General features: G+C 75.7%; 11 protein-coding genes and 1 pseudogene. 4 read left to right on the forward strand and 8 right to left on the reverse strand.

The window, feature by feature from the left end:
- Window positions 1-29: 29 nt before the first annotated feature.
- On the reverse strand, window positions 30-1,862 hold the full coding sequence (locus B1H29_RS17950; RefSeq protein ID WP_234393045.1) for a right-handed parallel beta-helix repeat-containing protein: 1,833 nt from the start codon (window positions 1,860-1,862) through the stop codon (window positions 30-32).
- A 214-nt stretch (window positions 1,863-2,076) separates the two neighbouring features.
- Here B1H29_RS17950 and B1H29_RS17955 point away from each other — a divergent pair, with 214 nt between their 5' ends.
- Together B1H29_RS17955 and B1H29_RS17960 are read left to right on the forward strand one after the other, a co-directional pair.
- Complete coding sequence (locus tag B1H29_RS17955) at window positions 2,077-2,448, forward strand: DUF6479 family protein (RefSeq protein ID WP_055418841.1); 372 nt, start codon at window positions 2,077-2,079, stop codon at window positions 2,446-2,448.
- Window positions 2,449-2,542: 94 nt separating this feature from the next.
- Window positions 2,543-2,881, forward strand: a pseudogene (locus tag B1H29_RS17960) (M24 family metallopeptidase); the annotation flags it as partial.
- 45 nt (window positions 2,882-2,926) lie between these two features.
- Here the strand turns inward: B1H29_RS17960 and B1H29_RS17965 are convergent.
- The 3 genes from B1H29_RS17965 to thrS all read right to left on the reverse strand — a co-directional run bounded on the left by B1H29_RS17965 (window position 2,927) and on the right by thrS (window position 6,927).
- A complete protein-coding gene (locus B1H29_RS17965; protein ID WP_055418843.1) occupies window positions 2,927-4,597 on the reverse strand; it encodes a glycoside hydrolase family 13 protein in 1,671 nt (556 codons plus the stop codon).
- Between the two features lie 91 nt (window positions 4,598-4,688).
- Window positions 4,689-5,684, reverse strand: coding sequence for a nucleoside hydrolase (locus B1H29_RS17970; protein ID WP_055418844.1), 996 nt, complete (start codon window positions 5,682-5,684; stop codon window positions 4,689-4,691).
- A 55-nt stretch (window positions 5,685-5,739) separates the two neighbouring features.
- A complete protein-coding gene (gene thrS, locus B1H29_RS17975) occupies window positions 5,740-6,927 on the reverse strand; it encodes a threonine--tRNA ligase (RefSeq protein ID WP_079160782.1) in 1,188 nt (395 codons plus the stop codon).
- Window positions 6,928-7,378: 451 nt separating this feature from the next.
- Here thrS and B1H29_RS17980 point away from each other — a divergent pair, with 451 nt between their 5' ends.
- Window positions 7,379-8,146, forward strand: a complete 768-nt coding sequence (locus B1H29_RS17980; protein ID WP_055418845.1) for a hypothetical protein — start codon at window positions 7,379-7,381, stop codon at window positions 8,144-8,146.
- Between the two features lie 174 nt (window positions 8,147-8,320).
- Here the strand turns inward: B1H29_RS17980 and B1H29_RS17985 are convergent, their stop codons facing one another.
- The 4 genes from B1H29_RS17985 to B1H29_RS18000 form a co-directional block, all read right to left on the reverse strand.
- Window positions 8,321-9,043, reverse strand: coding sequence for a GAF and ANTAR domain-containing protein (locus B1H29_RS17985; protein ID WP_107095284.1), 723 nt, complete (start codon window positions 9,041-9,043; stop codon window positions 8,321-8,323).
- An 87-nt stretch (window positions 9,044-9,130) separates the two neighbouring features.
- Window positions 9,131-9,877: a TIGR03943 family putative permease subunit gene (locus B1H29_RS17990; RefSeq protein ID WP_055418847.1), complete on the reverse strand. Its 747-nt coding sequence runs from the start codon at window positions 9,875-9,877 to the stop codon at window positions 9,131-9,133.
- Window positions 9,874-10,866, reverse strand: a complete 993-nt coding sequence (locus B1H29_RS17995) for a permease (protein WP_409350917.1) — start codon at window positions 10,864-10,866, stop codon at window positions 9,874-9,876. The genes B1H29_RS17990 and B1H29_RS17995 overlap by 4 nt, the downstream gene beginning before the upstream one ends.
- A gap of 177 nt (window positions 10,867-11,043) precedes the next feature.
- Window positions 11,044-12,393, reverse strand: coding sequence for a helix-turn-helix domain-containing protein (locus B1H29_RS18000; RefSeq protein WP_055418848.1), 1,350 nt, complete (start codon window positions 12,391-12,393; stop codon window positions 11,044-11,046).
- A gap of 115 nt (window positions 12,394-12,508) precedes the next feature.
- Between B1H29_RS18000 and B1H29_RS18005 the strand changes: the two genes are divergently transcribed.
- Window positions 12,509-12,691, forward strand: a complete 183-nt coding sequence (locus B1H29_RS18005) for a hypothetical protein (protein ID WP_055418849.1) — start codon at window positions 12,509-12,511, stop codon at window positions 12,689-12,691.
- Window positions 12,692-12,813 lie beyond the last annotated feature (122 nt).

Raw genomic sequence — 12,813 nt, forward strand, 5'->3', positions numbered from 1 at the left:
GCCTCCGTCCGTGACGGCCGCCGCCCGCGTCAGCCGTCGTTGTCACGCCAGCGGCCGCCGCTCGGGGCCGAGTCGAAGCGGGTCGCCGCCGACGCGTTGCCGCCGAAGTCGTTGCCCGAGACCCGGCCGCCGGTCCAGGAGGCCTCGTGCGCGATCCACAGGGCGTGGATCTGGGTGCGCGGGTGCCCGTCGTCCCGGACCCGGTTGCCGTGCACGTACGGGTGGGTCACGGCGGCGGCGGCGGTGAGGCCGGTGCGCGGGGCGGGGGCGTCCGGGAGGCGGTAGGCGGCGCCGGGCGCGGGGGTGCCGTCGGGCCAGGCCGTTGCCGCGCCCGGGCGTTCCGGGGCGAGGGTGAGTTCGGTGGCGGTGTTGTCGGTGACGACGGCTGTGACCTCCGGGGTGGTGGCCACCTCGGTGCCCCCGGCAGTGCCCCCGTCTGCGCCCCCGGCGGAGCCCCCGTCTGCGCCCCCGGCCGCACCCGCGGCTGTGCCCCCGGCAGTGCCCCCGTCTGCGCCCCCGGCCGCACCCGCGGCTGCGCCCCCGGCGGTACCTCCGTCTGCGCCCACGGCCGCGCCCGCGACGGTGTCCCCGGCGGTGCCTCCGTCGGGGTGGCCGCCGACCGTCAGGCGCTTGCCGCGGTGGCCGCCGGGGAGCCAGTCGGCGTTCTCGTCGGTCAGGGACAGCGGCCCGCAGCCCACGCCCGCGCCGCCCCCTCGCGTCCCGGGCGCGGCACGACGGCCGTTGTTCCGGATCCGGTTGCCGAAGATCGCCGGCTCGTGCAGCGGGGCGTCCAGGCGGATCCCGTCCAGGGCGTTGTCGTGGATGTCGTTGGACTCCAGGACGATGTCCGTGGCGGGCTCCTGGTCGCCGCCGGCCAGGTTGTGCTGCCAATAGCCGTACCGCCCGTTGCCGCCGACCCGGTTGCCGCGGAAGGCGTACGGCCCCGGGGTGTTGCCGAGCGCGATCCCGTCCCCCGCGTTGCCGTCGATCACGCATCCGGTGACGATGCCGCCGCGCCCGCCGACGCCGGTCGTGCCCTGCGCCGAGACGTCGAACCCGGCGACGTGGTTGCCGAGCATCGTGCAGCCGGTGACCAGGAGGCCGTCGGCGCCCCAGTCGGAGACGCCGTAGCGGTTGTCCTCGGTGTGGCAGGCGGTGACGCGGATGCCGCGGGGCGGTACCCAGTGGTCCTGCTGGAGTTCGAGGAAGATGCCGTTGGTGCCGTTGCCGGTCGCGGTGCAGTCGGTCACCGCCAGCCGTTCGACCGGCCCCCAGCCGCCGACCCCGATCCCGATGCCCGCGCCGCCCATCTTCTCGCCGGGGTCCTGCCGGCCGCACCGCTCGGCCAGCACGCCCTCGACGACGGTGTCCTGGAGGAAGTCGCACCCGAAGCCGGTGGCGGCGGTGTCGTGGATGTACAGGTCGGTGAAGCGTCCGCGCAGCACGTACTGGAGCCCGAGCCCCTTGGCCAGCACCTCGTACTCCTCGGTCCGCACCCGCGAGCCGTCGATCTCGAAGTGGGCGAAGGTCACGTCGGCGATGTGGTTGTCCCGTCCGGCACCGTGCTGGGCGGTGGTGAACCAGGCCAGCGGCACCGGCCGCGTCGGGGCACCGGGGTTGCACAGCACGAAGCAGGTGGCGCCGCGCCCGGCACCGATCAGCGAGACGCCGCTGCGCCAGAGCACGGGCCGGTCGCGGATCACGTACCGCCCGGCGGGCACGCGCACGGTGCGCGGCCGCCCGTCCGAGGCGGTGGCGTCACCCAGCGCGTCCACCAGTCGCTGCAACGCCGGCCGGTCGTCGGCGGCGCCGTCCCCGGCCAGGTCGTACTCGTGGGCGTCGGCCGTCAACGGTGCGGTCATGGGGCACTCCTTCCACCGGCGGCGCGGAGGCGGCGGGCCCGGGACGGCACCGCCGCGCCGCGGACCGGGTACCAACCGCCGGACCCTCTCAATCCCGGGGCTGCACGGGCTGTGTCACGGAGACGCGCCTGGCCTCCCGGGCCGCCCCGGGAGGCCACGCAGACATTCGGACATTCCTGGCGCTTTATCCCATTTGGGGGTACATAATCAGAACATGAGTACGGCAACGTATGAACTGCTGGCCGCGTCCTCGCACGCGCTCAACGTGACGATCGCCTTCATCGGCGGGCTGGTGATCGCCGGCGCGCTGATCTGGGCCGTACGCATGGGCATGAGGGTCATGGAACGTGAATCCGAACGCCCCCACGCCGACGAGCACGGCCGACTCCCCACGACCGGCGCCGTCCACGAGGAACAGGAGGCGCGGGAACCCGACGAGATCCCGCTGGCGGCGGACGGCAGCCCACGCCTCATGCCGTACCAGCTCCACCACTCGGGCAGCCGCCGTGGCGAGGATCAGAACCGCCGCCGCTGGCTGCCGGGCTCGAGCGGTGCCTTCGGCAGCGGCGGACCGGGACACGTGTGACCCGGCCGGCGACCCGGCACGGGGGACGCCCGCCGGCCGGCGGGCGCGCGCGGTGAAGGGCGAGCGCGAGCCGGCCCGGCCGGCCGCCGCGGCCGCGGCGGCCGACGCCGCGTACGGGGAGATCCTCGCGGTGCGGCCCGGGGTGTCCTGCCAGGAGACCGACCGGGCGGCCCGCGCGGTGACCGAGGAGGCCGGCCACGCCGAGCACTTCCCGCACCGCACCGGCCACGGCGTCGGCGTCACCACCCACGAGCCGCCCTACCTGGTGGAGGGCGTCGAGCAGGCGCTCGTAGCGGGCATGTGCTTCTCCCTCGCACCCGGCGTCTACCTGCCCGACCGCTTCGGCGTCCGCATCGAGGACGTCGTGACCTGTACGGCGGACGGGGGCCGGCGGCTCAGCACCGCCTCGCACGAACTGGCGATCGTGAAGTGAGCACCGCCGGCCCCGACGACCCCGCCGGAACTCCGGCGGCCCCGCCTACAGGCCCAGCCACACCGTCGTGTCCGGGCCCACGCGGCCGTCGTCCAGCGGTGCGCTGCTCAGCAGCACCTCCCCGGCCGGCCGGTCGACCGTCCTGCCGGAGAGGTTGGTGACGCAGCGCCAGCCGGGCGACCGGTCGAACTGGAGGACACCTTCCGGAACGTCGTCCGACCAGGTCAGCGACTCGCCGTCGAGCAACTTGCGGCGCAGGCGCAGGGCCGTGCGGTACAGCTCCAGGGTCGAGCCCGCCACCCCGTCCTGCGCCTCGACGGCGTACGCCGCGAAGTCCGGCGGCTGCGGCAGCCACGCCGCACCCGCGCCGAAGCCGTACGACGGTCCGCCCGTCGTCCACGGCAGCGGCACCCGGCACCCGTCGCGGCCCTTGCGGACGTGCCCGGTCTGCTCCCAGATCGGGTCCTGGAGGACCTCGGTGGGCAGGTCGGCCACCTCCGGCAGACCCAGCTCCTCGCCCTGGTAGACGTAGGCCGAACCGGGCAGCGCCAGCATCAGCAGCGTCGCCGCGCGGGCCCGGCGCAGCCCGGCCGCCGCGTCGACGGCCGGCGCGTGGCCGCCGGACAGCAGCCAGGCGTCGGTGTCGGTGTCCGGCGGCAGGGCGAGGCGCGTGGCGTGGCGGACCACGTCGTGGTTGGACAGCACCCAGGTCGCCGAGGCACCGGCGGCGTGCGCGTCGGCCAGGGACCCGGTGATGATCCCGCGCAGCTCCGCCGCGTCCCAGCCGGCCTGGAGGTACTCGAAGTTGAAGGCCTGCCCCAGCTCGTCCGGCCGGGCGTACAGCGCGCGCCGGGCGCCCGGCACCCACGCCTCGGCCACCGCCATGCGGGGCGGGGTGTAGGCGTCGAGGATCTTGCGCCAGTCGCGGTAGACCTCGTGGACGTCGTCGCGGTCGTAGAACGGGTGGGTGCCGGGGGCGAACTCCGCGAGCGCCGCCTCGCTGCTCAGTTCGGGGGAGCCGAGGTCGCGCAGCGGCTCGGTCAGGTCCTTGACCAGCGCGTGCGCCACGTCGACGCGGAAGCCGTCCACGCCCCGGTCGCACCAGAACTTCAGCGTGGTCCGGAAGTCGGCCCGGACCTGCTCGTTCTCCCAGTTCAGGTCGGGCTGCTGGGGTGCGAAGAGGTGCAGGTACCACTGTCCGTCGGGCACCCGCCGCCAGGCGCTGCCGCCGAAGACGGACTGCCAGTCGGTGGGCGGGAGTTCGCCCCGCTCGCCCCGGCCGTCCCGGAAGACGTAGCGGTCCCGGGCCGCGGACCCCGGGGCCGCTGCCAGGGCCTCCCGGAACCACGCGTGGCGGTGCGAGGTGTGGTTGGGGACCAGGTCGACGATCACCTTCAGGCCCAGCCGGTGCGCCTCGGCGGCCATGGCGTCGAAGTCGTCCAGGGTCCCCAGGCGCGGGTCGACGTCCCGGTAGTCGTCGACGTCGTAACCGCCGTCGGCGAGTTCGGACGGGTAGAACGGGCTGAGCCACAGCGCGTCGACTCCCAGGGCGGCCAGATGCGTCAGGCGCTGGGTGATGCCGCGCAGGTCACCGAGCCCGTCGCCGTCGGCGTCGGCGAAGCTGCGGGGGTAGACCTGGTAGATGACTGCCTGCCGCCACCAGTTGGGGTCCTTGGACGACAGGTCGGGCGTGCGGGTGGTGCTGCGTACGGTCACGCGGTCTCCTTCGCGGTGCGTGCGGGCGACACGAACAGATCTGTCCACATCACCCGAAAAGCGAACCCGTGCGCCCGCGACGCGCCGAGGACTACGCGCCTCGGCGTTCGCCCCGACGCTCGACCGCCCCCAGGTACAGGGCCACGTACCGGGCCACGTCCACGTCCAGCGCCACGTCCACCAGCGGCTGTTCGCGCGTGCCCTCGTGCAGTTCGGACTCGCCGGGGCGGACCCGGCGGTCGACGACGGTCTGGCCGCGGGCCGGGCCGGGGGCCAGACAGACCTCGACGGGCAGCCGGTGCGTGGTCAGGCCGGCCGGATCGATCACCGCGCAGACCGCGCCCGCGTCGCCCAGGCCGCCGCCCGGGTCCGCCTCGTCGGTGGCCGGGCCGCGGTGGGCGAGCAGCTCACCGGCGAGCCGGGTGCCGGGCTCGGCGCTCGCGCGCAGCCGGCGTACGTCGGGCCCCGGGACGATCACCCGCTGGAACACGTCCAGCCCGTACATCGTGATCGGCACCCCGGCGGTGAGCAGGATCGCGGCGGCCTCCGGGTCGTGCCACACGTTGAACTCGGCGACCGGCGTCGCGTTGCCGGTGGCCACCGCGCCCCCCATGAACACGATCCGCTCGATGTTGGCGGTGACCTCCGGGTGGGTGCGCAGCAGCAGCGCGACGTTGGTCGCCGGGGCGGTGGGGATCAGGGTGACCGGACGCGGGGAGGCGAGGATCTCCCGGCGCAGCAGCGTCACCGCGTCCACGCCGGCGGGGGCGCGGGTGGGCGCGGGCAGGCCGAGGTCGCCCATGCCGTCGTGGCCGTGCACGTGCCGGGCGGTGCGCACGCCCTCGATCAGCGGGCGGGCGGCGCCCCGGGCGACGGGGACGTCCGGGGCGCCGGCCTGCTCCAGCACGGTCAGCGTGTTCCGTACGACCCCCTCCACGTCCGTGTTCCCCGCCACGCAGGTGACCGCGCGCAGGTCGAGCCCCGGGTGGCGGACCGCCAGCAGCAGGGCCAGCGCGTCGTCGATGCCGGTGTCGCAGTCGATGATCACGGGGATGGGCCGCTGCTGCGGACCGGAGGCGGTCGTCACGGCGGAGGACTCCTTGGGCTTCGTGGGGCGCCGGTCGCCGTGACCCTACGCGGGCTCACGCCGGTTCCCACAGCTCGGGGCCGCGCGCCCGGACCCGGCCGGCGATCCGCCGCAGCAGTTCCGCGCCGGCCACCCGTCCGGGCCGGCGGCCGTCCCGCAGGCGTACGTCCACCAGGTCGCCGCCCGCCGCCTCCCGCGCGCCGACCACCGCCAGGTACGGCACCTTTCGCGCCGCCCGGACGCGGGCGCCGAGGGTGCCGTGCTCCGGCCCGGCGACCTCGGCGCGCAGCCCGTGGTCACCGGCCCGCCGTACGAGGTCGTACGCCGGGTCCCGCTGCGCCTCGCCGACCGGCAGCACCACCAACTGCACGGGTGCCAGCCACGCCGGGAACGCCCCGCCGTGCGCCTCGATCAGGTGCGCGACCACCCGCTCCACGCTGCCGATGACGCTGCGGTGCACCATGACCGGGCGGTGCCGGGCGCCGTCGGGGCCGGTGTAGCGCAGGCCGAAGCGTTCGGGCTGGTGGAAGTCGATCTGGACGGTGGAGAGGGTGGACTCGCGTCCGGCGGCGTCCGCGACCTGCACGTCGATCTTGGGTCCGTAGAAGGCGGCCTCACCCTCCACCGCCTCGTACGGCAGCCCGTCCAAGGCCTCCTCCAGCAGTGCGGTGGCCCGCCGCCACAGCTCCGGGTCGGCCACGTACTTGCCGCCCGGGCCGGGCAGCGAGAGACGGTAGCGGGCGGCCCGGATGCCGAGGTCGGCGTGGGCGCGGCGGATGAGGCCGAGGGCGGCGCGGGCCTCGGCGGCGGCCTGGTCCGGGGTGCAGAAGATGTGCGCGTCGTTGAGGTGGATGGCCCGTACGCGGGTCAGGCCGCCGAGCACGCCGGACGGTTCGGAGCGGTACATGGCGCCCAGCTCGGCGATCCGCAGGGGCAGCTCCCGGTAGCTGTGGGAGCGGGAGCGGTAGACCAGGGCGTGGTGGGGGCACAGGCTCGGGCGGAGCACGACCTCCTCCGCACCCAGCTCCATCGGCGGGAACATGTCGTCGCGGTAGTGCTCCCAGTGGCCGGAGATCTCGTACAGTTCGCGCTTGCCGAGGACGGGCGAGTACACGTGCCGGTAGCCGGCCCGGCGCTCCGCCTCGCGGACGTACTCCTCCAGGGTGTGGCGGACGATCGCGCCCTCGGGCAGCCAGTACGGCAGGCCCGCGCCCATCAGTGGGTCGGTGTCGAACAGACCCAGCTCACGGCCGAGCCTGCGGTGGTCGTGGTCGTGGTCGCGGTCGCGGAGGGGGGCGGGGTGCCGGTCCCGGGCCGGGGGCCGGTCCTGGGTCTGGGGCCGTTTCTCGTTCTGGGGCTGTTCCTGGTTCTGGTTGTGGTCGTGCACGGTGGTCTCCTCGGGACGGAGGACGAGCACCACGCGACGAAGCCCCGGGGCGCTCGCCCCGGGGCTTCGGACTTCTGCTCAGCAGTCAGCGCGCCGGGACACCGCCCGGCGTCGTCATCAGGAAATGGCCGACGCGCTTCATGGACGGGACGGTACGCGCGGGCGGACGCCGACGCGAGCCGTTTTCGCGCCGGGCGCCTCACCCGGACGGCCCCGCACGCTGGTGGCGGGGCGGGGGCGGTGGTGCCGTGGAGGGTGCGACCGGCCCTGAACGGCGCCGGTCGCCCCGGCCCGCCAGGAGGCCCCGATGCAGCACGCCCCCGCCGCCCGTCCTCTGCTCGCCCCCGCGCTCTCGGCCGTACTGGCGCTGACGGTGGCCGCCTGCTCCGCCGGTGGACGGGAGGCGGTCCGGCCGGCCGGCACCGGGGCGGCGACCGCGCAGTCCCCGGCCACCCTTCCGTCCCCCGCCGTACCGCCCGCGCTCACCCGGGGGCAGGCGCGGGCGGCGCTGATCACGGAGGCCGACCTGGGCGCGGCGTGGGTGCCGACGCGGGGTGCCGCGACCTGGCGGGACGAGGTGCTCAAGGCCACCGCCGAGCGCCCCGACTGCCGGCGGCTGCTGGACGTCCTCTACACCGAGGAGCTGTTCGGCGCCGCCATCGCCCCGAGGGCCACGGCCGCCCTGGACGACGCGGCCGGCGGGTCCCAGTTGCACTACCGGATCACCTCGTACCGCGCGGCCGACATCGACCGGGTGCTGGACTGGCTCGGGACGCTGCCGGACACCTGCGGGCGGTTCACGGCCCGGGCCGCCCGCGGCGCCGCCCGGGACGTCCGGGTCACCGGCATGACGCCGCCGGAGGCGGGGGACGCCCGGCGGGGCCTGCGGGTGACGGTGGGCGCCGGGGCCGCCGTCCTCACCGTGGACCTCGTGGCGGTACGCGTCGGCGACGACGCGATCAGCCTCACCAACGGCGTCCTGGGCGAACCGGCCGACGACGCCACGACGACGGCCGTCGAGGTGGGGACGCGGCGGCTGACGGAGGTCCGGCGGCAAGGGCGGGCGCAGGTCTAGCGTCGCGGCGGGTCGCAGCGGGTCGCAGCGGGTCGCGGCGAGTCGCACGTGACGCAGCGAGTCGCGGCGAGTCGCACGCGACGCAGCAAGTCGCGGCGAGTCGCACGCGACGCAGCAGTCATCGCAGGTCGCGCCGCGACGGGTGTCGGGCCCCGGCCGTGCCAGCCCGTGGTCCTAGTGGTCGCGGTCCAGGCGGCGGCGGTGGGAGAGCACGTCGCGGGCCACGTGGTGGGCGGTGCGGCCGCGGGCGAACGCGTCGGCGCGCAGGCGCGCCAGGGCCTCGTCGGCGCCGACACCGAGCTGGGCCATGATCATGCCGACCGCCCGGTAGACCTCGTCGTGGTCACCGGCCAGTTCGTCCAGCCAGGTCTCCTCCCGCGGCAGCGCCATCACCGCCACCGTCATGACGCCCGCCACGAGCCGTGCCGTGCGCAACTGCGGCCCGGTCAGCGCGCCGGGAGTGTCCCGGTAGAGGTCGAGGGTGCCCAGGCACCCGGCGTCGCCGCCCAGCGGCAGCGCGTACACCGCCCGTACGCCGACCGCGGTCGCCTGCTGGGCGAAGACGGGCCACCGGCCCGCGTCGGCACCGGCCGCCAGATCGCAGGCGAGCACCGCGGCGCCGGACTCGGCGGCGCTCACGCAGGGACCGTCACCCAGCGTGGCCTGGAGCTCCGCCAGGTAGGTCGCCCGGTCACCCCTGGCGCACAACCGCACCGGCACGCCCTCGACACGCAGCGACGCGCTCGCGCCGGTCACCGGCAGCAGCCGTACCGCCGTCTCGCACAGCAGTCCCGGCACCTCGCCGGGCGGGCTGCCCCGCACCTGCGCCTCGATCACCTCGGCGGCGCGTTCCCCGTCCGGCGGCCACCGGGGTTCTTCGCTGGGCCGCACGCGCACCGCCTCCTTCACTGACGCGGCCGGAGGCTCGACTACCCCTGCCCGAACAGGGGAAACCCGGGGCGTGCCGCGGGCCGCGGACCGTGCTCAGCGCTTCTCGTAGGGGTTCGCGGGCTGCTCCACCCGTCGTACGTCCGTCACGTCGAGGACCGGTGGCCAGGCCGCGTCCGAGCCGAGTGCGCCCTGCGGGTGCCAGGTGCCGGTGACCGTGACCCAGGTGTCGACGGGCGGCGCGTCGGCGCCCCGGGCCTCGGCCTTCGTGACGGTGGCGTCGGCGGCGCAGCAGGAGACCTGGAGCCGGGTGACGTACCAGGTGCCGTCGTCGCCGTGGGTGACGAAGCCGGTCAGGCGTATGGTGCGGCCGGTCAGCGAGCGCCCGCTGTCGTAGACCGCGCGGGAGCCGAACTCGGCGAGGGTCAGCTCCACCGGGTCCCCGGACGGCAGCGCGGGGAAGGTGCCGACGCCCTGCGCCGCACGCTGGGCCGCCTCGCGTTCGGCGCTGTAGGAACCGAGCGCGGGCGGCGGGAAGAGCAGCAGGGCGAGGGCGGGCAGGGTGAGGAGCCAGGCGACGCGGGGGCCGGCGGGGCCGTGACTGTGGCCGTGGGCGTCCGCCTCCCGGTCTGCCTCCCCGTCCGCTTCGCCGCCCGCCTCCCCCTCACCGCGCCGGGCCAGGACGGTGGCCGCCGCGAGCAGCACCAGCACCGCCCCGGACGCGATCAGGTACGGCCGCAGCCCCGGCTGCACGTACCGCAGGTAGAGGTCGCCGAAGAGCGAGATCCGCAACACCGCCGCGCCGGTCAGCGCGAGCAGGACCGCCGGCCCGTACCGCCTCACAGCAGCCACCACCCCACCAGCACACTGCTCGCCACGGCCACCACCCACGTCACCGACGCGAACCGCACCGCGAAGGCCCGGCCGAAGGTACCGGTCTGCAGCGCGATCAGCTTCAGGTCGACCATCGGTCCCACCACCATGAACGCCAGTCGCGCGGTCGGCGAGAACCCGCTCAGCGACGCGGCGACGAAGGCGTCCGCCTCGCTGCACACGCACAGCACCACCGCGAGGACCGCGAGCAGCAGCACGGACAGCCAGGGCGAGTCGGTGAAGACGTCCAGCACGGAGCGGGGCACGGTGACGTTGAAGGCGGCCGCCGCGCCGGCACCGACCACCAGGAAGCCGCCGGCGTGCAGGAAGTCGTGCCGCAGGCCGGTGACGAAGCCGCTCCAGCCGTGCGACGACGCTCCCGGCCCCGTACGGGCCTTCGGCAGCCGCAGCCACTCCTCCTTCCCGAACCGGACCCACAGCCAGCCCATCACGACCGCCGCCGTGAGGGAGGCGGCCAGGCGGGCCGCGACCATGGCGGGCTGTCCGGGGAACGCGATCGACGTGGACACCAGCACCACCGGGTTGATCGCGGGCGCCGACAGGAGGAAGGCGAGGGCCGCGGCCGGGGCGACGCCGCGCCGCATCAGGCTCCCGGCCACCGGCACCGACGCGCACTCGCAGCCGGGCAGGACCACTCCGGCCGCACCGGCGACGGGCACGGCGAGGGCCTGGTTACGGGGCAGGAGACGGCTGAACACACGCTCGGGCACGAACGCCCCGATCGCCGCCGAGACGACCGTGCCCAGCAGCAGGAACGGCACGCCCTGGACGACGACGGCGGTGAACACCGTCCACCAGGCCGCCACCGCGGGCGTGTAGAGGTCGAGCGCCACGGTCGGACCGAGGACCGAGGCCACGGTCGCGATGGCCAGCAGCGCGGTCCCGCCGAGCACGGCGTACACCAGCGCGCGCACGGCGAGCCGCAGAACGTCGGCCACTGCCCGGTCGGCCAGCACGTGTCCGGTCACCGGCTGGTCGGCCGGCGCCCGCCCGGTCACCGCCGGGTCGGCCGGCGCCCGGCCGGTCGCTGTCGGTTGGTCGTCCACGTGCCTCGTCCCGCTCGTCCGTGTGCCCGGGCAATCTAACCGGCGCGGCCGTGGGCCGGCCCCGGCGTCTCACAGGGGAGGCTGTGCGGGCGCCGGGCCCAGCGTGGTCGTGCCGGGCGCGGTGCGGTGCCCGAGGCCGGTGCGGTAGGCGTCGAGGGCCGCCTCCACCCGGCCGGTGCGGCGCAGCAGGTCGCCGAGGAGCCGGCACAGGTCGGCCAGGTCGCCGGCCGCACCGGCCCGTTCCAGCAGGCTGAGGGCGCGGACGTAGTGCTCCTCGGCGGTCTCGGTGTCCCGGGCGTCCTCGGCGATGATGCCGAGCAGCCGGTGGGCGCCCGCGGCGTGCACGGCGCCGCGTTCGGAGGAGAGGTCGTCCAGTACCCCGTGCAGCAGCTCGGCGGCCTCCCCGGACTTGCCGCGGCGGTGCAGTACGTCGGCCAGCTCCACGGCGACCTGGCTGCTGTAGAGGGCGGCGCGGGTGACGGAGAGCATGCCGAGGGCCTCCCGCATCTCCTCCTCCGCGCGCGGCAGCTCGCCGTTCTGGGCGTACACGTAGCCGCGCATCCAGTGACAGTTGGCCAGCTCGGTGCGGAGTTGCAGCGTGCGGTACAGCTCGGCGGCCTTGGCCAGCGAGGCGTCGGCCTCGGCGAGGCGGCCCTCGGCGAGCAGGGTGCGGGCGACGGAGCGGTGCATGCGGGCCACCAGCGCGGGGTCACCGGCGCTGGGCGCGAGGGAGAGGGCGAGTTCGGCGGCCTGGGCGGCGCGCGCGTGGGCGCCCATGTCCATGTAGGGGCCGATGGCGCTGGCGTAGAGCAGCAGCAGCGCGTCGGGGTCGTGCAGGCCACCGCGGTTCAGCTCGTCGAGGGTGGACTCGAGGAGGTAGACGGCGTAACGGAGTTCACCGGCGAGGTAGTGCGCGAGGGCACGTCCGCGCAGGGCGGGGACGCGGGCGGGCAGTGGGGCGCCGGCGTCGGCGAGGCACTCCTCGGCCTGCTCGAAGTACCGCCGTCCGGTGGCGATCTCGCCGGTCTCCACGGCGCACTCCCCGAGCCCGAGCAGCGCGGCGGCCCGCTCCTCGGGCAGCTCGTGGGCCTCGGCCTCGGCGAGCAGTGCGGCGTACTGCCCGGCCGCCTGTTCGGCGCCGTCGCCGGCGAGGGTGCGCCGGGCCTCGGTGAGCCTGAGGCGCAGATCGGTGGCGAGCCGCGCCGGGCGCCCGGTGACCAGCTCCTCGTAGCCCACGCCGAGCCGCTCGGCGAGATGCCGCAGCGCCTCGTCCGAGGGGCGGACGCGGCCGGCCTCCAGGGTGGAGATGTAGGCGGGGGTGTACGCGGGTTCCGCGAGCTGGCGCTGGGTCATCCCGCGCTCGGCCCGCAGTCGCTGCACCCGGCGCCCGATGGCCCCCCGGTCATCACGGTCGCCCACTGCCAACTCCCCCTGTGGCTCTTGCCGTTCGTCTCCGCCGGCCCTAGGTTAAACCGCGGGTTAAGCGCACTTAACCGCGCTTGACACAATCCCCGTACGATCCGCAGAGGACGCCGTGCCCGGACTCACACGCACCGCCGAACGTTACGCCAGAGCCCTCGCCGCCGCCGTCGCCGCCGTGGCCTGTCTGCTGCTGGCCGCGAACGCGGGCCCGGCGGACACGGCACGCCCGCCGGCGCCCGCTCCGGCGGGGGACACCACCGCGGTCACGGACTCGCTGGTCACCGTGGGCCGCTGAGCCGCCCGCGCGGCGGGAGGGCCCATCCGGGCGGCGGGAGGGCCGGTCCGCGCGGCGGGAAAGCCGGTCCCCGCGGCGAGAGGGCGGTCCGCGCGGCGAGAGGGCCGACCCCCGCGGCGGAA

It is taken from the genome of Streptomyces pactum, assembly GCF_002005225.1.
In the GTDB taxonomy this organism is placed as follows: Bacteria; Actinomycetota; Actinomycetes; order Streptomycetales; family Streptomycetaceae; genus Streptomyces; species Streptomyces pactum_A.